Origin of the sequence: Actinomyces sp. Marseille-P3109 (assembly GCF_900323545.1) — a bacterium.
In the GTDB taxonomy this organism is placed as follows: Bacteria; Actinomycetota; Actinomycetes; order Actinomycetales; family Actinomycetaceae; genus Actinomyces.
In genome coordinates this window covers 827,562-851,052 of the sequence record NZ_OOHN01000008.1, presented here as the reverse complement: position 1 = coordinate 851,052, position 23,491 = coordinate 827,562, and the positions used below count along the sequence as shown (strand labels likewise).

The 23,491-nt window shown below is 68.8% G+C and carries 18 protein-coding genes; 7 read left to right on the top strand and 11 right to left on the bottom strand.

What is annotated here, in order from left to right:
* Window positions 1-367: 367 nt before the first annotated feature.
* Entirely contained in the window at window positions 368-823 is a 456-nt protein-coding gene (locus tag BQ8008_RS04005; protein ID WP_076074590.1) for a MarR family winged helix-turn-helix transcriptional regulator, read from the bottom strand.
* A gap of 5 nt (window positions 824-828) precedes the next feature.
* On the opposite strand from BQ8008_RS04005, the gene BQ8008_RS04000 reads away from it, so the two are divergent.
* Window positions 829-1,680: an alpha/beta fold hydrolase gene (locus tag BQ8008_RS04000; RefSeq protein WP_108832908.1), complete on the top strand. Its 852-nt coding sequence runs from the start codon at window positions 829-831 to the stop codon at window positions 1,678-1,680.
* A 22-nt stretch (window positions 1,681-1,702) separates the two neighbouring features.
* Here BQ8008_RS04000 and acnA read toward each other — a convergent pair whose 3' ends face one another.
* The gene (gene acnA, locus BQ8008_RS03995; RefSeq protein ID WP_108832907.1) at window positions 1,703-4,378 is read right to left on the bottom strand and encodes an aconitate hydratase AcnA; all 2,676 of its coding nucleotides are present in this window, start codon (window positions 4,376-4,378) and stop codon (window positions 1,703-1,705) included.
* Between the two features lie 560 nt (window positions 4,379-4,938).
* Here acnA and BQ8008_RS03990 point away from each other — a divergent pair.
* Window positions 4,939-6,891, top strand: a complete 1,953-nt coding sequence (locus BQ8008_RS03990; RefSeq protein WP_234415214.1) for a DUF7926 domain-containing protein — start codon at window positions 4,939-4,941, stop codon at window positions 6,889-6,891.
* 82 nt (window positions 6,892-6,973) lie between these two features.
* Here BQ8008_RS03990 and BQ8008_RS03985 read toward each other — a convergent pair whose 3' ends face one another.
* A complete protein-coding gene (locus BQ8008_RS03985; protein WP_108832905.1) occupies window positions 6,974-8,377 on the bottom strand; it encodes a class I SAM-dependent RNA methyltransferase in 1,404 nt (467 codons plus the stop codon).
* On the bottom strand, window positions 8,374-10,476 hold the full coding sequence (locus BQ8008_RS03980; protein ID WP_108832904.1) for an APC family permease: 2,103 nt from the start codon (window positions 10,474-10,476) through the stop codon (window positions 8,374-8,376). The genes BQ8008_RS03985 and BQ8008_RS03980 overlap by 4 nt, the downstream gene beginning before the upstream one ends.
* A 91-nt stretch (window positions 10,477-10,567) precedes the next feature.
* Here BQ8008_RS03980 and BQ8008_RS03975 point away from each other — a divergent pair, with 91 nt between their 5' ends.
* Entirely contained in the window at window positions 10,568-11,191 is a 624-nt protein-coding gene (locus tag BQ8008_RS03975) for a potassium channel family protein (protein WP_234415445.1), read from the top strand.
* A 3-nt stretch (window positions 11,192-11,194) separates the two neighbouring features.
* The gene (locus tag BQ8008_RS03970) at window positions 11,195-11,857 is read left to right on the top strand and encodes a potassium channel family protein (protein ID WP_108832902.1); all 663 of its coding nucleotides are present in this window, start codon (window positions 11,195-11,197) and stop codon (window positions 11,855-11,857) included.
* A gap of 51 nt (window positions 11,858-11,908) precedes the next feature.
* Here the strand turns inward: BQ8008_RS03970 and BQ8008_RS03965 are convergent, their stop codons facing one another.
* Genes BQ8008_RS03965 through BQ8008_RS03950 form a run of 4 tightly spaced genes read right to left on the bottom strand, consistent with a single transcriptional unit; the run spans window position 11,909 to window position 14,147 of the window.
* Window positions 11,909-12,685, bottom strand: coding sequence for a DUF3159 domain-containing protein (locus BQ8008_RS03965; protein WP_108832901.1), 777 nt, complete (start codon window positions 12,683-12,685; stop codon window positions 11,909-11,911).
* A gap of 35 nt (window positions 12,686-12,720) precedes the next feature.
* Window positions 12,721-13,098 carry an OB-fold nucleic acid binding domain-containing protein gene (locus BQ8008_RS03960; protein WP_108832900.1) on the bottom strand — a complete coding sequence of 126 codons (378 nt, stop codon included), beginning with the start codon at window positions 13,096-13,098 and terminating at the stop codon, window positions 12,721-12,723.
* Window positions 13,099-13,815 carry a DUF3710 domain-containing protein gene (locus BQ8008_RS03955; protein ID WP_108832899.1) on the bottom strand — a complete coding sequence of 239 codons (717 nt, stop codon included), beginning with the start codon at window positions 13,813-13,815 and terminating at the stop codon, window positions 13,099-13,101.
* A gap of 26 nt (window positions 13,816-13,841) precedes the next feature.
* Complete coding sequence (locus BQ8008_RS03950; protein WP_004565030.1) at window positions 13,842-14,147, bottom strand: DUF4193 domain-containing protein; 306 nt, start codon at window positions 14,145-14,147, stop codon at window positions 13,842-13,844.
* A 347-nt stretch (window positions 14,148-14,494) separates the two neighbouring features.
* Between BQ8008_RS03950 and sepH the strand changes: the two genes are divergently transcribed.
* Window positions 14,495-15,955 carry a septation protein SepH gene (gene sepH / locus BQ8008_RS03945; RefSeq protein ID WP_442778214.1) on the top strand — a complete coding sequence of 487 codons (1,461 nt, stop codon included), beginning with the start codon at window positions 14,495-14,497 and terminating at the stop codon, window positions 15,953-15,955.
* A gap of 41 nt (window positions 15,956-15,996) precedes the next feature.
* Here the strand turns inward: sepH and BQ8008_RS03940 are convergent, their stop codons facing one another.
* Window positions 15,997-17,301: an alkaline phosphatase family protein gene (locus tag BQ8008_RS03940; RefSeq protein ID WP_108832897.1), complete on the bottom strand. Its 1,305-nt coding sequence runs from the start codon at window positions 17,299-17,301 to the stop codon at window positions 15,997-15,999.
* Between the two features lie 11 nt (window positions 17,302-17,312).
* Window positions 17,313-17,945, bottom strand: a complete 633-nt coding sequence (locus BQ8008_RS03935) for a DUF5998 family protein (protein ID WP_108834644.1) — start codon at window positions 17,943-17,945, stop codon at window positions 17,313-17,315.
* Window positions 17,946-18,083: 138 nt separating this feature from the next.
* On the opposite strand from BQ8008_RS03935, the gene BQ8008_RS03930 reads away from it, so the two are divergent.
* Window positions 18,084-20,633, top strand: a complete 2,550-nt coding sequence (locus tag BQ8008_RS03930; RefSeq protein ID WP_108832896.1) for a DNA gyrase/topoisomerase IV subunit A — start codon at window positions 18,084-18,086, stop codon at window positions 20,631-20,633.
* A gap of 70 nt (window positions 20,634-20,703) precedes the next feature.
* Window positions 20,704-22,347 (top strand): amidohydrolase, encoded by a 1,644-nt coding sequence (locus BQ8008_RS03925; RefSeq protein ID WP_108832895.1) that lies wholly within the window; start codon window positions 20,704-20,706, stop codon window positions 22,345-22,347.
* Window positions 22,348-22,385: 38 nt separating this feature from the next.
* Here the strand turns inward: BQ8008_RS03925 and BQ8008_RS03920 are convergent, their stop codons facing one another.
* Complete coding sequence (locus tag BQ8008_RS03920) at window positions 22,386-23,438, bottom strand: GNAT family N-acetyltransferase (protein WP_108832894.1); 1,053 nt, start codon at window positions 23,436-23,438, stop codon at window positions 22,386-22,388.
* Between the last annotated feature and the right edge of the window lie 53 nt (window positions 23,439-23,491).

Genomic DNA, 23,491 nt, shown 5'->3' with positions numbered 1-23,491 from the left:
GCAAGAGACAACTGCGACAATTGCCGCAGGCCTGAGCCCGCAGCCGGTCGAGCGACTCGACGATGAGGACGATGAAACGGTCGTCGACCACCCCTGATCACACCCAAGAAGAACCTGGTTCCACAGCCGGCGAGGAAGTCGGAGTACATCTTGAAATACACCACGAAGCAGTCCGAGAAAGAGCGGCGTGACCTAGTGGCCGCGATAAGGAATCCCATGAGCGACACCTTAGACTTCCTGAGTTACTCGCCTCTCACGACAACCCCGACCAACTAACAGCTCGAAGGACCCCTATGTGCGACGACCCTAGGTGGTCACACTTTTCAGCACTGGCAGCACAAACCTGCCTTGAAGGGCATAGAATAGGTCACACAGACACTGCAGAGGAGTAGACCACCCGCAAGAGATGACAAAGCTGGTCATATTCCGCATCAGAGAGACCACGAAAAAATTTCGCCCGAGACGGAGCTAACATAATCTGGACAGTGTCGAGCAGATCAGCCCCCTCAACACTCAATCTAATCTGTTTCACGCGACGATCCTCCAGCGCAGGCGCCACCTCAACGAGACCTCGATCAGTTAGAGAAGCTACAACAGGAACGATGTTGCGAGGATCACTTCCAACGTGGATCGCAAGATCTCGCTGTCGAACCATCGCCCCGTCAGCAAGAGTTGCAAGAATCGCGAACTCAGCCTGAGTGAGCCCAACATCTCGCAACAAAGACCCCCACTCCTTCTCAACCATACCCCCCAATCGCGAGATCAGGAACCCGGCCCCTTCACGAAAACTGACAAGCGACGAACGACTCGATGTGGTAGACATGTTTCATGTCTACCACGATCAGCACTCACGACGTCACCCTCGACGACCGCGTCTTCCGTATCCTTCGCGCTGGAGACCCTTGCGCGCCCACTATAATTTTTCTTCACGGGTGGCCGCAGGACAGTACAGCCTGGAAAGATATTCTCCTTCTGGCCGCTCACGACTATCAATGCATAGCAGTGGACCTACCTGGTATCGGCGCTTCAAAAACAACAGGCCCCTGCGGCAGTAAGGTCTTGCTGGCACGACAAATCCACGACTTCCTCGAATACCTAGGCCTGGAGAATGCCGCTATGGTCGGTCACGACGTTGGAGGCATGATCACCTTCTCCTACCTACGAGAGTTCGGAGACCTGACCAAAGCCGTCATCATGAACACAGTGATTCCTGGAATTGCGCCATGGGATGATGTCATCAGAATTCCCTGGTTATGGCATTTCGCCTTTCACTCCATCCCAGACCTACCAGAGCAGATCACCGTAAATAATCTGCCAGCATACTTCGACTACTTTTACGACACAACGAGCGCCACCCCAGAGAGAATCAGCAGAGCCTCACGCAGGCAGTTCGTCTCTTCCTACCAGTCCCCTGACTCTTTGCGCCAGGGATTCGAATTCTACCGAGCACTTTGGGATGATGCCCAAGAGAACGCAACATCAAGTGATGCGATTAACATTCCATTACTTTATTTACGAGGCAACCAAGAACACGGGGACATCAACACCTACATTGCCGGTTTCAAACAAGCAGGGTTGACCAATATTCAAAGTGCCCTCATACCTGGATCAGGACATTTCACCTTACAGGAAAATCCTGCAGATACCTGGAGCGCTATCCGAAACTTCCTCTACGGGTAGAAACGCGATGCGTCTCACATCCTTATTCACCCCGAGCGAGGCTGCGCAGCACGTACTGCAGGATGCCGCCGTGGCGGAAGTAGTCGGCCTCACCGGGGGTGTCGATGCGCACGACGGCGTCGAAGGAGATCGCCGAGCCGTCGGCCCTCTGCGCCCTGACCGCGACGGTGCGCGGGGTGGTGCCCTCGTTGAGCGCCGTCAGGCCCGTGATGGAGAAGATCTCGGTGCCGTCCAGGCCCAGGGAGTCGGCGCTCTGACCCTCCGGGAACTGGAGGGGGACCACGCCCATGCCGATGAGGTTGGAGCGGTGGATGCGCTCGAAGGACTCGGCGATCACGGCCTTGACACCCAGCAGGGCCGTGCCCTTGGCCGCCCAGTCGCGTGAGGAGCCTGAGCCGTACTCCTTGCCGCCCAGGACCACCAGCGGGATGCCGGCGGCCTGGTAGGCCTGGGAGGCGTCGAAGATCGACTCCTGCTCACCGGTGAGGAGGTTGCGGGTGTAGCCGCCCTCGACGCCGTCGAGCAACCGGTTGCGCAGGCGGATGTTGGCGAAGGTGCCACGGATCATGACCTCGTGATTACCGCGGCGCGAGCCGTAGGAGTTGAAGTCCGCACGGGCCACTCCGTGCTCGGCGAGGTAGCGGCCGGCCGGGGAGTCGGCCTTGATGGCGCCGGCCGGGGAGATGTGGTCGGTGGTGACCGAGTCGCCCAGCAGCGCGAGCACCCGGGCGCTCTCGATGTCACTGACCGGGGTGAGCTCCATGGTCAGCCCCTCGAAGAAGGGGGCCTTGCGCACGTAGGTGGACTCCTCGTCCCAGGCGAAGGTGTCCCCCTCGGGGGTGTCCAGGCCCTGCCAGCGCTCGTCACCGGCGAAGACGTCGGCGTAGTCCCGCGTGTACATCTCCCGGTCGATGGTGGCGTCGATGACGGCCTGGACCTCAGTGGGGTCGGGCCAGATGTCGGACAGGAAGACGTCACGGCCCTCGGGGTCCTGCCCCAGCGGCTCGGTGGCGAAGTCGATGTCCATGGTCCCGGCCAGGGCGTAAGCGATGACCAGCGGCGGGGAGGCCAGGTAGTTCATCTTGACATCGGGGTTGATGCGCCCCTCGAAGTTGCGGTTGCCCGAGAGCACCGAGACCACGGCGAGGTCGGCGTCGTTGACCGCCTGGGAGACCTCGGCCGGCAGGGGCCCGGAGTTGCCGATGCAGGTGGCGCAGCCGTAGCCGACGACGTTGAAGCCCAGCTCGTTGAGGGCGGGCCACAGCCCGGCCTTCTCGTAGTAGTCGGTGACGACCTGGCTGCCCGGGGCGGTGGAGGTCTTCACCCAGGGCTTGGAGCGCAGTCCCCGCGCCACGGCGTTGCGGGCCAGCAGTCCGGCCGCCATCATCACCGAGGGATTGGAGGTGTTGGTGCACGACGTGATCGAGGCGATGGCGACGTGCCCGTGGTCGAGCTCGGTGAGGGTGCCGTCGGCCATGGTCACCGACGTCGGCTTTGAGGGCTGGGCCGCGTAGGTGGGCAGGACCTCCTTGAACGACTCCTTGGCCCCTGACAGGACGATGCGGTCCTGGGGGCGCTTGGGGCCGGCGATCGAGGGGACCACTGTGGACAGGTCCAGCTCGAGGTACTCGGAGTAGACGGGTTCACGGGCCGGGTCGTGCCACATGCCCTGGGCCTTGGTGTAGGCCTCCACGAGGCGGACACGCTCCTCGGAGCGGCCCGTCAGGCGCAGGTAGTCCAGGGTGACGTCGTCGATCGGGAAGATCGCTGCGGTGGAGCCGAACTCGGGGCTCATGTTGCCGATGGTGGCGCGGTTGGCCAACGGCACCTCGGCGACGCCTTCGCCGTAGAACTCGACGAACTTGCCCACCACCCCGTGGGCGCGCAGCATCTCGGTGATGGTCAGGACCACGTCGGTGGCGGTGGCGCCGGCGGGGATGGCACCGGAGAGCTTGAAGCCCACGACCTTGGGGATGAGCATGGAGACGGGCTGGCCCAGCATGGCGGCCTCGGCCTCGATGCCGCCCACGCCCCAGCCCAGGACGCCCAGGCCGTTGACCATGGTGGTGTGGGAGTCGGTGCCCACGCAGGTGTCGGGGTAGGCCTGGGTGACGCCGTCGGCCTCATGGGTGAAGACGATGCGGGCCAGGTACTCGATGTTGACCTGGTGGACGATTCCGGTGCCCGGGGGGACGACGCGGAAGTTGGACAGCGCCCCCTGACCCCAGCGCAGGAACTGGTAGCGCTCGGCGTTGCGCTCGTACTCACGCTCCTTGTTGCGCTCCAGGGAGGCGGGAAGGCCGAAGGAGTCGATCTGGACGGAGTGGTCGATGACCATCTCTGCGGGAGCCAGGGGGTTGATGACCTCGGGGTCACCACCGAGATCGGCGACCGCTTCACGCATGGTGGCCAGGTCGACGATGCAGGGCACGCCCGTGAAGTCCTGCATGACGACGCGGGCCGGGGTGAACTGGATCTCCGTGTCGGGCTCGGCGGCGGGGTCCCAGGAGGCCAGGGCACGCACGTGCTCGGCGGTGATGTTGGCGCCGTCCTCAGTGCGCAGCAGATTCTCCGCCAGCACCTTGAGGCTGTAGGGCAGGCGTTCCAGGCCGGGGACGGCATCGAGGCGGTAGATCTCGTAACCGCGGCCATCGACGTCGAGGGTGCTGCGCGAGGCGAAGGTGTTGAGGCTGGTCACCGGGACTCACTTCCAGTTGTCGTACCGAACCGCCCTGCTGCACCGTCGCAACACGACCAGTGACGTGGTCATGCAAGGACGGCGCGGACGGGGGGGATGCTCCGGTGCGGACCGTAGCCCACGGCGTGTCATCCGTTGTCAACACGTGGGGATGCCTGGCCCCAAACCTGAAGGCCGGGGCAGGTGCTGGCACGGCAATTAGGCAAGGCCCGACGCACGCAACGGGGGCGGTTCCCTCGAGCGGCCGCACGGGCCCGAGGAGAGTGTGCACACCCCAGGCATCGGATCAGTAAATATACCAATACGGCAACGCAATGGTTACAAAACGTGCACTGTACGCCCATCATTAGGGTCAGCAACATAGGATCTCGTTGATTTCCTGCACTTCCCCACAACTCAGGAATGTCCCCCATGAATGACGGAGATAAAGAATGCACTTACAGCACCTCTCTGTGCGTCGCAAGCACGTGGCGACTCTGCTCGCCGGCGTACTGCTGATCGCACTGGGTAGCTTTGCCGCGCTGGTAGCGCCTCGTGCGAGCGCGGATCAGAATACCGGGGTGAAGGTTTCCTTCAGTCCTCTCATCCTCGCCGACAAGGATGGTACGGAGTATCCGGGTAAGACTGCGCACCTCGAGGACCCGGTTCGCATGAAGTTCGCCTGGGACGCATCTACCGCCAATCCGCAGCCGGGAGAGTCCTTCAGCATCGGCCTTCCGGCGGAGTACCGGTACCGTGAGATCGGTCGACGAGATGATCTTGTTCTCGGGAACGGCATCAAGGTGGGCGACTGCGTCACGACCACTGAGACCCTCACCTGCACCTTCAACGCCGCGATCAGTGCTGCCACCGAGCTCAAGGGATCGGGCAACCAGATGATCGTGGCCCAGAAGGTGACCCAGGACAACAAGACCACCTTCAACGCCAACGGCACCGATGTTGAGGTCTTCCACCCCAACAACGAGCGAATTCTACCTATCGCCTGGGTTGAGAAGGACCTTGGCAAGTACGCCAACTCCCTCAAGCGCGACTCCAGCGCTCTGACCTGGCACATCCAGTTCAGTGGTACGACCATCGCCAAACACCTGGGAGTAGAGGCGGGCAGCGTCAACAGCGTCACCTTCAACGACGTCTCCGGGGGCGGGCAGAAGCTCAACTCGGATCTCGGCTCCTGGTACGTGCGAGTCAACCCCGAGGAGTACGGCGGTGGCGCCGACGGCTACTTCGACGTCGCCAAGGCCGATGGCACAGCCACGAACACCGACCACGGAACGTTCGTCCTGAAGCCGACCATCAACGCTGACGGAACCACTGCGTCCATCACCCTGTCCCGTACGGACGGCAATTTCGCCAAGAACGCGAACTACGAGATCGTTTACCAGTCCCTGGCCGATGGCGGCAAGATCGTCCCGGGTCTCGTCTACACCAACAGCGCCACCCTGAACGGCGGTAAGAACACCACGGTGTCCGCACAGATGGCCTACAAGGACCCGATCTCCTACGACGTGCAGCTGACACAGGGATTCGGCTCCTTCGGGGTCAAGAAGTACGTCACCGGCGCACACCAGAATGATGTCTCCGCGGATACCAAGGTCCGTGTGAACGTCTCCTACGAGCTTCCCAACGGCACGACCGAGGCCGACTACCCGACCTGGGCCAACAAGCCGACGTCGAACCCCTACACCGTCGAGGTGGCTGTGGGGCAGCAGCAGGCCTCCGACACCCTGCGCGAGTTCCCCAAGGGAACCAAGGTCACACTGACGGAGGACACGTCCGCAGCGGCCCTTCCCGGAGCCCTTGGTTGGGGAAGCCAGACCTTCTCCGTCAACGGCACCGAGACGCAGGACACCGCGACGTTCTCGGTCGACTCCTCCGTGCAGTCCGTGGGCCTGTACAACGATGTCATTCAGAAGACAGGATCCTTCTCCGTCTCGAAGAAGGTCGAGGGGAGCAACAAGGAGACTTTCTCCAAGGAGACTTTCCGGATCGACTACACGTGTGAGAACGACTCCAAGGGGACCCTTGACGTGAAGGGCGACGGCACCGCCGTCGACGGCCCGTCGCTACCGGTGGGCACCAAGTGCGTCGTCACCGAGAAGGAGAAGCTGGCTGACGGCGGCGCCGAGCGCCAGGGCTACACGGTCGACACCAAGGTTGACAACGGGTCCTTCACGATCAAGGAGGGGCCTGCCAGCGCCACCCTTGTCACGGTGACCAACACCTACTCGGAGGTCCCGAAGCCCACGCCGACGCCCACTCCCACCGAGGAGCCCACGCCGACGCCCACTCCCACCGAGGAGCCCGCGCCGACGCCGACCCCCACCGAGGACCCCGCGCCGACGCCCACTCCCACCGAGGACCCCGCACCCAGCGCGTCAGCCAGCACGCCATCGGGCGATGGCGGCAGCAACCTGGCGAGTACTGGCGCCAACGCCGTGCCGGTGGTCGCGGCCGTTGCCGCCCTCCTGGCAACGGGATACATGATCCTGGCAGCTCGTCGTCGCGCATCGTGACCTCTCACCGGCTGACTAGGCTCCTTCCCGGAGCATGAGATGGGCCCCAGTCCTTCACGGACTGGGGCCCATCGCCATTGCCTCAGGCTCTGTCGAGCACCGCGATCGTCTCGAAGTGGTGCGTGTGCGGGAACATGTCCAGCGCACTCAGGGAGCCCAACTCGTAGCCGGCACGCAGGAGGGTTGCCAGGTCCCTGGCCAGGGCCGCCGGGTCGCAGGCCACCAGGACGATCCGCTCTGCTCCCAGAGCGGCGACGGCCTCGATGACCTCGCGACCGGCCCCCTGCCGCGGAGGATCGAGGACGACGACGTCGGGGCGGTCTCCGGTGAAGGAGCCGGCGAGCTCACGCACCGAGCGAGAACTCACGCGGCCGGCGGCCAGGCGAGCAGCGGGGTGGTCGTGCAGGGTACGGCGGGAGTCACGAACGGCCTGCTCGTTGCCCTCCAGGGAGAGGACCTGGCCGCTGGTGCCCACAAGGGCGGCCAGGGGCAGGGTGAACAGGCCGGCCCCCGAGTAAAGCTCCAGGACGCGGCTACCCGCTGCGCGGTCAAGATCCTCCCCCAGGGCGGCGCGCACGACGCGCTCCACCAGAACCCGGGGAGCATCAACGTGCACCTGCCAGAAGCCCTCCGCGTGCACGGAGTAGGTCAGCTCCCCCAGCCCCAGGGCGGAGGCGTCCACGACCTCCTGGACGCGGCGACGCCCGGTGCTGCGCGCCTGGGCGGTCAGGATCCGGTCATCGAGCAGGACAACGGGCTCGCCCCCGCTGGGGGCGACGACCTCGATGCGCATGCCGGGCCGGTAGTGGGCGCGCCAGCGGGAGCGCTCCAGCAGTCCGATCTCGGTGATGGCGGGGACGGCCAGGGGCAGTCGGTGCAGGGGAAGGACGGTCCCGGAGCGGAAGGCGTGCATGCCGGGCTCGCCGTCGTCGGTGACCGTCAGGCTCACGCGGGTGCGGGTGGCGGTTCCTGCCAGGGCGCGCCGGCGGGCACTGGTGGAGGCCTGGGCCGCGGCGTCGGTCGGCATCGGCTCGACCGGCACGGCGGCTGCGGCGGAAGCCTCGGGCAGGGAGGCGACGGCGTCGGCCACCTCCTGCCCACCGATCCGGCGCATGCAGTCGGCCAGGACCCAGCGCTTCCAGGTGCGCTGGGCGTCCAGGGCCACGTGGGCGAGCTCTCCCCCGCCCACGCCCGCGGGGCCGGCCTCGGACCAGACGGACTCGACGCGGTCCGGGGAGGCCTGGAGGATCTCGACGGCGTCGGCACGCCAGGTACGCGACGTCATCTCGGTCAGGCGGGCCCGCACCGTCTCACCGGGCAGGGCATGGCGCACGAAGATGACGCGGCCGGCCGGGTCGTCCGCGGGCCGGGCCACGCAGTGCCCGCCGTGTGCCGGCGCCCCCACGGCCAGGGTGAGCTCTCGGGACCGACCACGGCCGGGGACGGACTGGGCAGGCCGACCGGGCCGGCTGGACTGCGGGATCATCTGGTCTCCTGATCATGTGTTCCGACGCTGCCAGTACCGCCGTAGGAGCTGAGGTGGTTGAGGTGACTGTCCACGTGGCGGCGCATGGCGACGTCGGCGTCGATGATGCCCTCGGCGGTGCGGGCGCGTACGCCGTGATGGAAGTGGCGCTGGCCGGGAAGTCCCAGCTGCCAGGGCACGGATGCGACAACGACGCCGGGCGTGAACAGCAGAACGGTCTTGAGGCGCAGAGCGGTCTGGTTGTGGAGGATCTGCTCCCACCAGTGGCGCACGATGTACTCGGGCAGGAAGACGACGACGAGGTCACGGGGGGACTCCCGGCGCACCGAACGCACGTAGTTGATGACCGGTCGGGTGATGTCTCGGTAGGGCGAGTCAAGGACCGTCAGCGGCACCGCGATGTCGGCCTCCTCCCAGGCATCCAGAAGACGCTCAGCGCTGCCGTCGCCGGTGTCCACCGTCAGGGCCTCCAGCGCGGTCGGGTGGGTCGACTGGGCATAGGTCAGCGCCCGCAGCGTCGGCTGGTGGAGACGGGAGGCCAGGACGATGGCGTGGACGTGGGCCGGCAGCACACGGGCGTCGTGGAGGTCGGAGATGGCCACCTCCTCGCTGACTCGCCGGTAGTGGCGGCGGATCCGGTTCATCACCAGGTAGAGCAGCGCCATGATCATCAGGGTGATCCAGGCCCCGCGGGTGAGCTTGGTGAGCAGGACGATGACCAGGACCGTCCCGGTGCCCAGCACCCCGATGGCGTTGATGACCCGGGCACGGTGCATGCGCGAGCGGGCCTTGGAGTCGGTGGCGATGGTGAGCTCTCGCGTCCAGTGGCGCACCATGCCCACCTGGGAGAGCGTGAAGGAGATGAAGACGCCCACGATGTAGAGCTGAATGAGGCGGGTGGTACTGGCCTCGAATCCGATGAGGAAGGCCACGGCGCCCAACCACAGGACGATGATGCCGTTGGAGAAGGCCAGGCGATCGCCGCGCTGGGAGAGCTGGCGGGGCAGGAACTCGTCGCGGGCCAGGACGCTGGCCAGGACCGGGAAGCCGTTGAAGGCGGTGTTGGCGGCCAGGACCAGGATGAGCCCGGTGACGGCGGCGACCAGATAGAACATCGGCCGGAAGCCGGAGAAGACGGTGGCGGCGATCTGCCCGATCGCGGGGTCCTGGTGATATCCGTCCCCCACGGGTACACCGTTGCGCAGGAGCTGGTGGGCCGGGTCCTCCACCATGCGCACACCCACAGCACCTGCCAGGTGGATGACGCTCATGAGCATCAGGGTGGCGATCCCGCCCAGGAGCAGCAGCGTGGTGGCGGCGTTGCGGGACTTGGGGCGCTGGAAGCTGGGGACGCCGTTGGAGATCGCCTCCACGCCGGTCAGGGCCGCACACCCCGAGGAGAAGGCCCGCAGGACCAGGAACCCTCCCGCCAGGCCGGTCAAACCCTGTTCCCAGCCGGCGCGGGTGACGACGTCGAGACCGGCGGACTCTGCCTGTCCGAGGGTCCCGGTCAGCTCCTGGACGAAGCCGACGACCGCCATAATGCCGATGACGCCCATGTACAGGTAGGTGGGGATGGCGAAGGCTCGGCCCGACTCGCGCGAGCCGCGCATGTTGAGCACGGCTAGGACGGTGACGACGGCGACGGCGATCTCCACCTTGTAGGGGGCCAGGGCCGGGAGAGCGGCCGCGAGGTAGGAGGTGCCCGAGGACACCGAGACCGCGACGGTCAGGACGTAATCGCTCAGCAGGGCCGAGGCCACCAGGAGTCCGGCGTGGGAGCCGAGGTTGGCCGAGACCACCTCGTAGTCGCCGCCTCCCGACGGGTAGGCGTGGACAGTCTGACGGTAGGAGGCCATGACGACCGCGAGGACTCCCACCACTGCCAGGGCGACCCACGGAGACAGGGAGGTAGCGGCGACTCCGGCCACGGCCAGGGTGATGAGCACCTCATCGGGAGCGTAGCCCACCGAGGACAGGGCGTCCGAGGCGAACACCGGAAGGGCGATCCTCTTGGGCAGGAGCGTCTCGCCCAAGGCTCCGCTGGGGACGGGACGGCCGACGAGAAGCCGCTTGATGCGGTCTGCGAAGTCACGCACGTCTCCAGATGTTACGTCCGTGGCCTGACAACGGAGTACCGTCTTCCTCGTGCACTTCGTCATCATGGGCTGTGGCCGCGTCGGAGCGTCCATGGCCGTTCAGCTCGACCGCATGGGGCACTCGGTGTCCGTCATCGACCGGTCCTCGGACTCCTTCCGCCGTCTGCCCTCGGACTTCAACGGCCGTAAGGTCAAGGGGGTCGGCTTCGACCGCGACGCACTGGAGCAGGCCGGCATCGACGAGGCCTACGCCTTCGTCGCGGTCTCCAACGGGGACAACTCGAACATCGTCGCGGCGCGCGTGGCGCGGGAGAGCTTCGGGGTGGACAACGTCGTGGCCCGCATCTACGACTCGCGCCGAGCCGACGTCTACGAGCGCCTGGGCATCCCCACGGTCGCCACCGTGCGTCAGACAGCCGATCAGATGATGCGCCGCATCCTGCCCGGAAGCAGCGCCCGCGAGCTCGAGGACCCCTCGGGCACGGTCGCCCTCATCCAACCCAGCGCCTCCCCGCTGTGGGTGGGGACCACGATCGGGGCGCTCGAGTACCGCCTGGGGGTGCGCGTCGCTTGGATCTCGCGAGACGCCACGGCCCTGCTGCCCGAGGCGACCACCGTCATCCAGGAGCACGACCGCCTGCACATGGCGGTGAGCACCGACCGCATCGGCCAGGTGCGCCGGGCCCTGTCACACGCCCCGACCCAGGAGGCCTGAGCCATGCAGATCGTGATTGCCGGAGCCGGATCAGTGGGCCGCTCCATCGCCCGCGAGCTCATCAGCCACGGGCACGAGGTCACGCTCGTCGACCGGTCCGCCGAGGCCATGCGCATCGCCTCGGTGCCGGAGGCCGACTGGCAGCTGGCGGACGCCTGCGACATCGATGCGCTGGAACGCGCCGGAGCCGAGACCTGCGACGTCATCGTGGCCGCCACCGGGGACGACAAGGCCAACCTGGTGATCTCCCTGCTGGCCAAGACCGAGTACGGGGTGCCCCGCACCGTGGCCCGGGTCAACAACCCCAAGAGCGAGTGGCTCTTCGATGAGACCTGGGGCGTGGACGTGGCCGTGTCGACCCCGCGTTTCATGACGGCCCTGGTGGAGGAGGCCGTCAGCGTGGGCAGCCTGGTGAGCATCTTCCACTTCCACCAGTCGGGCGCCTCCATGCACGAACTGACTCTGCCGGAGGACTCACCGGTCATCGGTGAGCTCGTCACCGACATCGAGCTGCCGCCCCACACGGTGCTGGCGGCGATCCTGCGCGACTACCGACCCATCACGCCGGACCGCGACGAGCGCTTCGAGCGCGGGGACGAGCTCATCTTCCTCACGGCACGCGAGGGCGAGTCCGGCCTGGAGGAGCTGCCCCTGATCTTCACGTGACCGTGTGACTCCGGGCCACGTTCACCGGACTCGGGGTTACGGGGCCACTGGTCAGCGCTGATCGGTGCGCGCCTCGGTCCGGGCGATCCGGCTGGGAGCGACCAGCAGCCAGATGAACCACAGGGTCAGGGCGTACAGCGGCACGCCCAGGATGAGACGGGCGGCCCCCAGGTAGGACACGGCCTGCTCGCCGGCCAGGTAGAGGGGCACCTCGACGACGAGCCGCAGGGCGAACATCAGCGTCAGGACCCAGGTGCCCGCGTGGTAGCGGAGCTTCACGTGACGCAGGGCGGGGTCGGTGCGCCAGGCCGACGGACGCGCAGCGCCGACGTCATCGGGAACGTTGGTCTCCTCCTGCTCCTCGGAGCCGTCAGAGCCCTCGCTCTTGCCGGACTCGTCGGCAACCCGGTGCCACAGGGTCATGAGCGCGCCCACGATCGGCCAGCCGATGAGCAGGGAGACCAGGCAGGCGACCAGCCAGGCCGCGTTGATCATGAGGCCGGCGGCGTAGAAGTTGGAGGCCGCGCCACTGCGCCACGCCCACAGGGCGGATACGAGGACCAGCACGATCCCGCCCACGACCTGCGCCAGAGACTGACGCTGCACCAGGCGAGCCGCGAGGCCGACGGCGCTGACGGTCAGGGAGGCGGCGAGAGCGGGCACCAGCGCGGTGGGCCGCACGGCCACGACGAGGACGAACACGAGGGTGGGAACGACGGACTCGACGACACCGCGCCACCCGCCCACGGCGGCCATGGCGTCGAAGCGTTCGGAGTCGATCGATCCCAGGCCCGTGCGGGCGGTCTCACCGGACCGGTTAGTGCTCATTGGGCGTCCTTTCCCGTGCATCGTGCTGCCAGCCGCTACTGCCCCGGCCCCAGCAGCTGGTAGGCGGGGTTGTGGATCTGCAGTCGGTGGGTGCCGTCGGCGACCCTCCCCTCGACCATCAGGTGGGTGCCCGGGGTGATGCCTGCGATACGTCGTCGACCCCACCACACCAGGTCGATGCTGCCGGTGCCGTCGTAGAGCCGCCCGACGAGAATGAGCTTGTCCTGGCTGGAACGGTAGGTGACCGCTCGCAGGACGCCGGAGACGCGGGCGCGCTGGCGGGACGTTAGGGAGCCGATGGGTTCAGTGCCGCGCCGGCTGGCGGAGCGTTCCTCGTCCTCGGCGTCCAGGTGATCGCGGCTGGTGCGCAGCACCTTGGACAGCCGCTTGAGGCGGGCAGACAGCGCCGGCATCTAGCGCACTTCGGCGATGGTCGGGCCGGGAGCCAGTGGGTCGATGCCGGGAAGGTCCTCCGCCTCGGGGCCGGCCACGGCTCCGGGGGCGTGAAGAGGCAGGATCTCCCGGGGCGGGCGGGCCTGTCCGTCGCGCACGACGACGATGCCGCGCAGCACCTCCCGCAGCGCCTGGGCCGACTGCTCGGAGGAGGCGGCGTGCCCCTGGAGGACGCCGCGCAGGAACCAGCGAGGCCCGTCGATGCCCAGGAAGCGGATCGTGCCGGTCGTCGTCGTGCCGTCAGGGCCACGCATGGGCAGGTGGGCGACGAGCTCGGGACCGTATTCGCCGTAACTCTCCTCGTAGCGGGCACCGTTTCCGGAGAGCTCCTTGGCGATGTCTCCTCGCAGCTCGTCCCAGATGCCGGCGGTTCGCGGTGCGGCGAAGGCCCGCAGCTCGAGCGCAGAGCCGCCCAGCGCGAGGACGACGGCGGTGATGGTGCCGTCGGGGGCCTGCTCCATACGCAGCTGCATGCCGTCGACGGCCGGGACCTGCAGCGCGCCCAGGTCGATGCGGGGCACGTCCTCCTGGTCCTCAGGCAGTTCCTGCAGGTCCCAGGGCCCGGAAGCGGCCGCAGGCTCGTCGAGGTCGTCGACGTCGGCACCGGTGTCACGCTCGAGAGCGAACTCGTCAGAATCAGTGGATGCGTCGTCACGGCGGCGCGAGAACAGTCCCATGGGATCTCCTGAGTTGGGTGGCAGCGTCAGCCGGCGCAGTCGGCGCACACCGGCAGGCCGGTCGCCTCGTCGACGAAGGCCAGCTGACTGCGGTGGTGGACGAGGAAGCACTCCGAGCAGGTGAACTCGTCCTCGAGCTGAGGAACGACGTGAACGCTCAGCTCCTCGCGGGACAGGTCAGCCCCGGGGAGCTCAAAACCCTCGGCTGCCTCGTTCTCGTCCTCCTCGATCGCGGCGGAGGACTGGTCCTTCTGCCGCGAGGTCAGCTCCTCGATGGAATCAGCCTCGGGCTCGTCATCATTCTTGCGCGGGGCGTCGTAGTCGGTCGCCATGGCCTCGTCACTCTCTTCTGTCGACGGCTCTCGGGTGGCCTCCAGGGACAGCAGTCGAGCCGCGTCCAGACACTGGCGTGGCGACGACGATCGGCGTATCCGTCCCGGAAAGGCACGCGCACAATAGCACCGACAGGCGGCCCGTCAAGCCAAATCGCCCGGCATGACGACACAGTTCGCTTGCAGTGTGCCCCATCGCGCCCGATTGTGCTTGATCCAATGGTCTTCACACGTGCTTCACATGTGGCACACCGCTGCGCCTCCCACGGCTTGACGCCCGTGGATGGCAGGCTGTGAAGCACAGTGGAGCATATCGTGCTGACGTCGGGATGAAGGAGGCCCCGCCCATGGTCGAACTCGAGCTGCTGGGTGCCAACGGTGACACGATTGTCATGACGGACGAGGACGGCGAGCGCTACAGCCTCGTCGTCGACGACGCCCTACGCGCCGCGGTGCGCCGTGACCGCGGCGCGATCGTGCCCCCGTCAGGGGCCACGACAGAAGGACCGGCGCCCCTGCGCCCCCGCCAGCTCCAGGCCTACATGCGCGCCGGCGCCACCGCCGCCGAGGTCGCGATCAGCACCGGGATGGACGTGGAGCACGTGCGCCGCTTCGAGGGGCCGGTGCTCGCGGAACGCCAGTGGGCCGTCTCGCAGGCTCAAGCCTGCCGTATCGGCTGGGAGAAGGACTCCCCCCTGCTCGGCGAGCTGGTCGTGGACCGGCTGGCCACGCGCGGCGTCGACCCCTCCAGCCTGGAGTGGGACGCGTTGCGCGAGGGTCGCGACCCCTGGCTCATCATGGTGACCTTCGTGCAGTCCGCCGAGGAGAAGCAGGCCCGCTGGTCGCTGGACCTGACGGCCCGGGCGGTCAACGCCCTGGACGATGAGGCGCGCTGGCTCACGGAGGCCGGAGCCGGGGCCCAACGCCCGGTGGTCTTCGATCAGGACTCGAAGGCGCCCGGAGCCTCGGCCACGGCACCGTCGGCCCACTCCGGGCACTCCCCCGCCACCGCGGGCTCGCCGGGCACCGGTACGATGTCGGCCGTCTCGGCTCCGACCGCGGCCTCTGGCGAGCATTCCGGCCTGGCCGTCGAGATGCCCGCAGGGATGCTGCCCGTGCGGGAGTACGCCCGTCCCACCAGTGGGGCGATGTCTGCGGACGACACCGACGCGCTGCTGGCCGACCTGGCCTCCAGCCGGGGCCGACGTGTGGAGGTCGAGATGCCGCGCGACGACGAGGTGGGTGGTTTCTCCGGCGAGGAGCACGGAGAGAAGGAGGCCTTCACCGACCCTCACGGCATCGACTACGTCAGCAGCCCGGAGAGCCCCGAGGTCCCCTCGCCTCCGGCACGGGGGATCGAGGAGCGCCGTGCCGAGGTCGGCAGTAAGACAGCCGACGAGCCCCTGGAGCAGGCAGCGGAACTGAGCGCGCAGGTCTACTCCATGTCGGAGCGCCGGCGACGCCACGCCGGCAACCACCCGGCCGGGACCAGGCTGGTGACGGCCTCGAGCGCTGCGTCCGCGGCGCCGTCGGCCCCGAGTCCCGCCGTCGGGCGTGTACCGGTGGGGCGTCAGGCGCCGGTGGGTGCTGACAGCCCCACCGAGCCGGTGCCGGAGATTCCCATGCCCTCGCGGTCCGAGGTCATGGCCAAGGCCTCCCCCGGTTCGTCGGCGGCCTCGGCGGCGGGTACCCAGGAGGCGCTGCCCGACATGCCCAGGTCGGTTCCGACCAAGAAGAAGTCGCGGCGTCGCTCACGCCGGTCCGTCCCCTCCTGGGACGAGATCGTCTTCGGAGCCAGGCCGGAGTAGCTGAGCGCCCGGGAGCTCTCTCAGCCCCGTCAGACGACCATTCAGGCCTCGGTGACGAGCAGCGGCACCCGGGTCTCGGCGGGCGTGAAGGAGCCGTGGACACCGGGCATGGCGATGGCGGGCTCGGAGTGGACCCGGGGGTCGACGAGCACCCAGGTGCCGGCCATCGCCACGACGACGTCGCCGACGACCCCGTGCGCCCGGGGACTGAGGGCCCCTAGGTGCTCGGCGGCCTGCTCACGGGTCCCGATCCAGGCCGCCCGCTCCCCCAGGACCTGGCGGTACCGGTGCGCCACCTCAGCGGCCAGGTCCGCGTTGCCGCCGGCGACGTGCAGGTGCGTCAGGCGGGGCTCGCCGGCCACGGCGACGACATCGCGCACAAGCTCACGGTGGTCGGTCAGCTCGATGCGGTGGTCGGCGTCGGTATCGACCATCCCGTGGTCGGCACTCAGGATGATCCGGGTGCCGGCGGGGACCCGTCGGGCCAGTTCGGCCATGGCGGCGTCGAGGCGCTCGAGCTGGGCCAGCCACTGCGGGCTGCGCCAGCCGTGCTTGTGACCGGTGTGGTCCAGCTCGCCGACATAGAGGTAGACCAAGGGCGTTCCGCGGCGCAGTGCCCCCGCGGCCAGACCGGGCCGATCCTCCATGCGGTCGGCTCCCCGGTGCTCAGCGCCCCGCAGGGCCGCCTCAGTCAGGCCCGAGCCGGCGAAACGTGCGGGGCCGATGCTCACCGCGCTCCCTCCGGTGATGCGCTCGAAGATCGTGGGCACGTCCTGCCAGGACCGCGGGCTGGGGGCGTCATCGCCCTGCCAGGTGATGAGGCTGAGGACCTGTGCGGAGCTGGGGACCGTGGAGGCGGGCAGAGCGGGCCCCAGGCCGGGGCGGAGCACCGAGTAGCCGACCATTCCGGTGGTACCGGGCAGGGCGGAGGTCCCCAGCGTGGTCAGAGCCGCTGCCGTCGTCGAGGGGCGGCAGGTGAGGATCCCCGTGCTGTTGCTGTCATCACTGCCATCACCGTCGTAGCCCTGTACCAGCCATCTGCGCAGGGTGGGGGTGTGTCCGCGACGCTGACGGAGCATCTCCAGCCCCAGCCCGTCCACGAGGACGACGACGGTCCCGGGCCCGTCACCGGGGCCGCCGGCCGGCTCGATCCCCCAGCTGCGGGCGAGGCGACGGGCCTGAGCCTCGGTGACGACCGAGGAACTCAGGCCGGTGTCGCTGATGTCGGTCAGGGACAGCCCGGCGCTGACCGCTCCGACCGCCAGGACATAGCGGAGCGCCGGATCCTGAGCGGGCTCCGTGGCAGGGCCCGGTGCAGGGTCGGCGGCGGAGGTGACGGAGCTCATCGCAGGCGCTGTCACAGGAAGGCGGCGCGTGCCGTCATCTGCGAGAGCCGACCGGCGAATGCCTCGGCCCGGGCCAGGGCGGCCGCGCCCTCGACGCCTGCGGCCACACGGATGACGATGTCGTCGGGAACGGAGACACCGGTCATGCCGTGGTCGGCCTGACAGTCGGGATCGCCGCAGGTGGCCGGCTCCATGTCGATGCGACGCACCGATCCCCAGGAGACCGCGATCGTCATCTCGGTCAAGGTGCCGCCGTCCTGAGCGGGGTCGGACACACCCCGGGTCAGGGCCATGGAGCGGATACGGCTGAGCGGAACGGCCTCACTGGTGGCCAGGGCGCCGGGACTGCCGTCGTCGCGGGGCGCATCGTCGACGTGGACGATGATGAGACGGGTGGGGGTCAGGGACAGGACAGTCAGGTGCCGGTGGACGGCCTCGGCGAACGTGGTCTCTGCCTGGACCATGCCGGAGATGATCTCCTCCTCGCCCGCGGCCAGACGGAGTGTATCGAGCACCAGCTCGGGATAGTAGCCGGCCAGCTCCACCTGTTGCGCCAGCTCTGCGGCCGCGTCCTCCGACACCTCAGAGGTGGTCGAGCCGGCGGCCGGACTGGCGGCCGAGTTCTGGCGTGGATGGGTCGTCATGGTCGCCATTGTGCCATCGCCATGAGTCAGCGGAAGATCCCTTCCGCCGCCGCCCAGCCGCCGCGTGCAGGCGCGTCTGACCTGTCACGCCCGGGTGTCGTGGTTTGTTTTCGGCCCGATTCCTCGGACAATGCGCCCATGCCGAAGTCTGCCTCCACCCAGACTCCTCCCCCGACCGACGGGGAGATCGTCGACCTCGACCTGTCCACGGAGATGCGCACCAGCTTCCTGGAGTACGCCTACTCCGTCATCTACGCGCGCGCTCTGCCAGACGCTCGCGACGGGCTCAAACCGGTTCAGCGCCGCATCCTGTTCCAGATGGACCGCATGGGCCTGCGCCCCGACCGCCCGCACGTGAAGTCCTCACGAGTCGTGGGCGACGTCATGGGACGGCTCCATCCCCACGGCGACACCGCGATCTACGAGGCGCTGGTGCGCCTGGCCCAGCCCTTCACGATGCGTCTGCCGCTCATTGACGGTCACGGCAACTTCGGCTCACTCGACGACGGCCCAGCGGCCCCCCGCTACACCGAGGCGCGTCTGGCCGCCTCGGCGCTGGCACTGACGGCGGACCTGGACGAGGACACGGTCGACTTCGCCCCCAACTACGACTACACACTCACCGAGCCCGAGGTCCTGCCCGCGGCCTTCCCGAACCTGCTGGTCAACGGCGCGGCCGGAATCGCGGTGGGCATGGCCACGAATATGCCGCCGCACAACCTCGTGGAGGTCGTGGCGGCCGCCCGGCACCTCCTGACCCACCCCGAGGCGTCCCTGGAGGACCTCTTGGCCTTCGTACCGGGCCCGGACCTACCCGCGGGAGGCATGATCGTGGGCCTGGACGGGATCCGCGAGGCCTACCGCACCGGGCGGGGCAAGTTCCTCACGCGCGCCACCGCCCACGTGGAGTCCATCTCACCGCGCCGCAAGGGCATCGTGGTCACCGAGCTGCCCTACATGGTGGGGCCCGAGAAGATCATCACTCGGATCAAGGAGGCCGTGGGCTCCAAGAAGCTCCAGGGCATCACCGACGTCGCCGACCTCACCGACCGCAGGCACGGCACCCGCATGGTCATCAGCGTCAAGAACGGCTACAACCCCGAGGCCGTTCTGGCCCAGCTCTACAAGCACACGCCGCTGGAGGACTCCTTCGGCATCAACAACGTCTCCCTCGTGGACGGCCAGCCCCACACCCTGGGGCTGCGCGAGCTGCTGGAGGTGTTCGTAAGCCACCGCCTCACGGTGGTGACCCGGCGCACCCGGTTCCGCCTGGGCAAGCGCCGCGAGCGCGCCCACCTCGTGGACGGTCTGCTCATCGCCATCCTCGACATCGATGAGGTCATCGCCGTCATCCGCTCCTCCGACGACGCCTCCACGGCGCGCACCCGGCTCATGCAGGTCTTCGACCTCACCGAGCCGCAGGCCAGCTACATCCTCGAGCTCCAGCTGCGCCGGCTCACGAAGTTCTCGGTCATCGAGCTGGAGAAGGAGCGCGACGAGCTGGCCCGGGAGATTGAGGCCCTCGAGGCGATCCTGGCCGACGACGTCCTGCTGCGCCGCGTGGTCTCCCGCGAGCTGGCGGCCGTGGCCGAGCAGTTCGGCACGCCGAGACGCACGGTGCTGCTGGAGGCCTCCGGTGAGCGCGTGACGTCGTCGGCCGCCAGCGCTGCGACTCCGGACGACGCCTCCGCCTCCTCCGGCGGGGTGGCGAAGCGGGCCGGCGCGTCCGCTCAGCCGATGACGCTCATGCCGAGCTCGTCCCCGGTTCCGCTCACCGTCCCCGACGACCCGTGCCGGGTGATGCTGTCAGCCACTGGCCTGGTGGCGCGCACCCCCGGCGCCGAGCCGGTCGCCCGCACCGGTGGGCGCCAGCCCCACGACGCCCTGACCTCCCAGGTGGCCACCACGGCGCGGGGGCGCGTCGGCGCGGTCACGGATACCGGCCGCCTGGTGCTGCTCGACGTCGTCTCCACCACCGAGATGCCCCGCACCGAGGGCGCCCCGGGCCTGGCCGGCGCCACCCCGGTCCGCCAGCTGGTGGACATCGATCCTGAGGAGAAGGTGGTGGGCCTGGTCCCGGTGGACTCGGCCGAGCACGCACCGATCGCCCTGATCACGGCCGGCGGCGTCGTGAAGCGGGTCAAGCCCGGTGATGGGCCCAGGAACGCCGAGAGCTGGGAGGTCATCTCCCTGTCCGACGGCGACCGGGTGGTCTTCGCCGGAACGGCGGCTGACACGGACTTCCTGGCCATGGTGGCCTCTGACGCCCAGCTGCTGCGGTTCCAGGCCACTAAGGTGCGCCCCCAGGGCCGGGGCGCCGGTGGCATGGCGGGCATCTCGCTGCGCGAGGGCGCCCGGGTGATCGCCGGTGCGGCGGTTCCCGAGGATCTCCTGGCCGAGGCGGTGGTGGTGACGGTGGCCGGGTCCGAGGGCTCGCTGCCGGGCACCGGCGGCGGCAGCGTCAAGGTGACGCCGTTGGACCGCTACCCGGCCAAGGGGCGGGCCACGGGTGGGGTTCGGTCCCACCGCTTCCTGCGCGGTGAGGACGGGCTCGTGGCCGCCTGGGTGGGTGTGGCCCCGGCGCGGGCGCTGCGCGAGGGAGGCGGACCGGTCACCCTGCCTGAGGCCGATGAGCGTCGTGACGGCTCCGGCTCGCCGCTGCCCTCCCCCATCGTCGGAATCGGCTGAGTAGGTCGGACCTGGGCGGGGCACCCCGGAAACCCGCCCGTGAACAGGTTGGATGTGCCTAAAGTGGCCCATGGCTGATCGACCGTCCGCAGACCTGCTGCTCAGGGACGTGCGCATCGTCCCCTTCCGCTCCCGCACCGAACTGAGCGGGCTCCGCTGTGGCGGTTCAGGTCCGGGCTCCCTGGATGCGCCGCCCCGCCCGGGTGATCCCGTCGACGTGCGCGTGGAGGCCGGCCGCGTCGTCGAGGTGGGGCAGGACCTCGGCGGTGCCGGGGCACAGGCGCTTGAGACCGGTGGCGCCTTCCTGATCCCCGGCCTGTGGGATGCCCACGCCCACCTGGACATGGAGGCGGCGCGCTCAGCACGCATCGACACGTTGGCCACCCGCAGCGCCGAGGAGGCCCTGGAGCTGGTGGCCCGGGCGCTGCGGGATCTACCGGCGGGTTCGCGGCCGGTCACGATCCAGGGCTTCGGGCACCGCCTGTCCAACTGGCCCCGGGTCCCCACCGTGGCCGAGCTCGATGCCGTCACCGGCGATGTCCCCACGCTGCTCATCTCGGGGGACGTGCACTCCGGGTGGCTGAACTCGGCGGCGCTGCGCGTCTTCGGCCTGCCGGAGGCCAGCGTCCAGGATCCAGGGGCGCCGATGAAGGAGGATCCGTGGTTCGCCCTGCTTGACCGCCTCGACGAGGTCCCGGGCACGCGTGAGCTGCGCGAGTCCGGCTACCGGCAGGTTTTGAGCGACATGCTGGCCCGGGGCATCACCGGCGTGGTCGACATGAGCTGGTCGGAGGACCCCGACGACTGGCCGAGGCGCCTCCAGGCCATGGCGGCCCAGGGCGTCCCCCCGGCGGCGCTGCCCCGCATCCGGGTCGCGGTCTACCGCGACAAGCTGGAACGCTGGATCGCCCGGGGCCTGCGCACCGGCGTCGAGCTGCCGGGCTCACCGCACCTGGCCGACGGCTCCCCGGCGCTGGTCCAGGGACCACTCAAGGTCATCGCCGACGGGTCGATGGGGTCGGGCAGCGCACACATGTGCGAGCCCTACCCGGCCGAGCTGGGGCTGGACCACCCCCACGGCGTAGTCAACATCAACCGGGCCGAGCTCACCGACCTCATGACCCGGGCCGGGCAGCAGGGCTATGAGATGGCCATCCACGCCATCGGGGACGCGGCCGTCGACGACGTCGCCGCCGCCTTCGCGCACTCGGGGGCCACCGGGCGCCTGGAGCACGCCCAGCTGCTGCCGGCCGACGCCCTCGATGAGCCCGACGGGGCCCTCAGGCGCCTGGTGGGGGGCGGCATCGAGCTGTCGGTTCAGCCAGCCCACCTCGTTGACGACTGGGCCGCCGTGGGCAGGGTGTGGCCGGGACTGGAGAAGCGCACCTACGCCTTCGCGGACATGGTGGCCGCCGGGGCCCTGCTGCAGCTGGGATCGGACGCGCCAGTGGCACCACTGGACCCGTGGCTGGCGATGTCGGCAGCGGTGGGTCGCAGGACGCCGGACGGATCGGTGTGGTCGCCGGACCAGCGGCTCACGGCTGAGGAGGCCCTGGCGGCCAGCGTCAACGGGGCCGGCCCGGTGGCGGTGGGCTCGCCGGCCGACCTGGTGCTCCTGGCCGAGGACCCCGTGCGTCTTGGGGCCGGTGAGCTGGCGCGGGTTCGCCCCCTGGCCACGATCGTGGCCGGTGTCGTGGCCCACCAGCGCGCCTGAGCGGTCCCTGGCCGTCACAGGCGCTCGCCGGGCGCTGCTCAGACGTCGAGGGCGTAGAGGATGGTTCCGCGGGTGGGCACGTAGCCCAGGGACTCGTACAGGTCGACGGCGCCGCTGGGGTTGTCGGTGTCGACGCCGGCGGCGGCGTACTCCATGCCGTCGGCCGCGTAGGCGCGCATGGCGGCCACCAGGAGTGCGGGCCCGATCTGGCGGTGGCGGTAGTCGCTCAAGACCCCGAGCACGTCGGTGTATCCCTCGCGCCAGCCCAGGGCCTCCCAGTCCTGCTCGTAGCGGCCCGAGCGCAGGTATCCGGCGACGCGGGCGCGGTCACCGGAGCGGTCCATGGCCACGAAGCTCCACTGGGGGGCGAAGTAGGCGCTGCCGGCGGTCCAGTCCTCGGGGGTGATGTTCTCTGCCTTCCAGGTCTCGGCCATGGCCTGGTTGTAGGCGCGGCGGACGTCGTCGTCGATCTCCGGGGTCCAGGGGTCGATGGTGATGAACCCGTCCAGGTCCACCTCGGGGATCTCGTCGCCCAGGAAGCGGCGCACCTCGCGGTACCAGCGCATCGGCTTAAACCCCATGTCCTTGAGGTGTCCCTGCATGCGCTCGTCGTCCTCCATGACGGTGGTGACCACGTGCGCGGGAACCTGGGTCGAGCCTTTGCCCGGGACGGAACCGGCCCGCTCGGCGCCCACGAGATGACGGGCCCGCTCGGCCTGCCAGTGCAGGAGGGCGCGGCCGATGCCGCGCTTGCGCACGGCAGGGTCCACGGTGCCGGTCATGGAGGCGTAGATCTCTCCGGCCGGCCGCAGCCGCACCAGGCCGAAGGCGCGCATGACGCCGTCGTCGTCGCGGCCGGCGACCCCGGAGTAGGTGGGGTCGAGGAAGTACTCGGCCGTCTCCTGCTCGCTGGTGCGGTAGGGAGGGTTGTCGACAGCCTCGGCCCGAGCGATGAGCTCGGCCAGCTCGTGGTTGTCCTCGGGGCCCAGGGGGCGCCAGGACAGCTCGCGCGACAGGGACGAGCGGGGCCCGGGGCGCAGGATGGGCCACGGCGAGGAGCCTGCCCGACGAGTGCCGTAACCGGGTGGCATAAGCGCACCTCCCTCATGAGTACGAACCGACAGTGCTGCGACTCGGCCCCGGG

Excerpts from the sequence above, each read along its gene's own strand:
- BQ8008_RS04005 (WP_076074590.1), bottom strand. The coding sequence starts at position 823 with ATGTCTACCACATCGAGTCGTTCGTCGCTTGTCAGTTTTCGTGAAGGG.
- BQ8008_RS04000 (WP_108832908.1), top strand. The coding sequence starts at position 829 with ATGTCTACCACGATCAGCACTCACGACGTCACCCTCGACGACCGCGTC.
- BQ8008_RS03985 (WP_108832905.1), bottom strand. The coding sequence starts at position 8,377 with ATGATCCCGCAGTCCAGCCGGCCCGGTCGGCCTGCCCAGTCCGTCCCC.
- BQ8008_RS03975 (WP_234415445.1), top strand. The coding sequence starts at position 10,568 with ATGGCCGTTCAGCTCGACCGCATGGGGCACTCGGTGTCCGTCATCGAC.
- BQ8008_RS03970 (WP_108832902.1), top strand. The coding sequence starts at position 11,195 with ATGCAGATCGTGATTGCCGGAGCCGGATCAGTGGGCCGCTCCATCGCC.
- BQ8008_RS03965 (WP_108832901.1), bottom strand. The coding sequence starts at position 12,685 with ATGAGCACTAACCGGTCCGGTGAGACCGCCCGCACGGGCCTGGGATCG.
- BQ8008_RS03960 (WP_108832900.1), bottom strand. The coding sequence starts at position 13,098 with ATGCCGGCGCTGTCTGCCCGCCTCAAGCGGCTGTCCAAGGTGCTGCGC.
- BQ8008_RS03955 (WP_108832899.1), bottom strand. The coding sequence starts at position 13,815 with ATGGGACTGTTCTCGCGCCGCCGTGACGACGCATCCACTGATTCTGAC.
- BQ8008_RS03950 (WP_004565030.1), bottom strand. The coding sequence starts at position 14,147 with ATGGCGACCGACTACGACGCCCCGCGCAAGAATGATGACGAGCCCGAG.
- sepH (WP_442778214.1), top strand. The coding sequence starts at position 14,495 with ATGGTCGAACTCGAGCTGCTGGGTGCCAACGGTGACACGATTGTCATG.
- BQ8008_RS03940 (WP_108832897.1), bottom strand. The coding sequence starts at position 17,301 with ATGAGCTCCGTCACCTCCGCCGCCGACCCTGCACCGGGCCCTGCCACG.
- BQ8008_RS03935 (WP_108834644.1), bottom strand. The coding sequence starts at position 17,945 with ATGACGACCCATCCACGCCAGAACTCGGCCGCCAGTCCGGCCGCCGGC.
- BQ8008_RS03930 (WP_108832896.1), top strand. The coding sequence starts at position 18,084 with ATGCCGAAGTCTGCCTCCACCCAGACTCCTCCCCCGACCGACGGGGAG.
- BQ8008_RS03925 (WP_108832895.1), top strand. The coding sequence starts at position 20,704 with ATGGCTGATCGACCGTCCGCAGACCTGCTGCTCAGGGACGTGCGCATC.
- BQ8008_RS03920 (WP_108832894.1), bottom strand. The coding sequence starts at position 23,438 with ATGCCACCCGGTTACGGCACTCGTCGGGCAGGCTCCTCGCCGTGGCCC.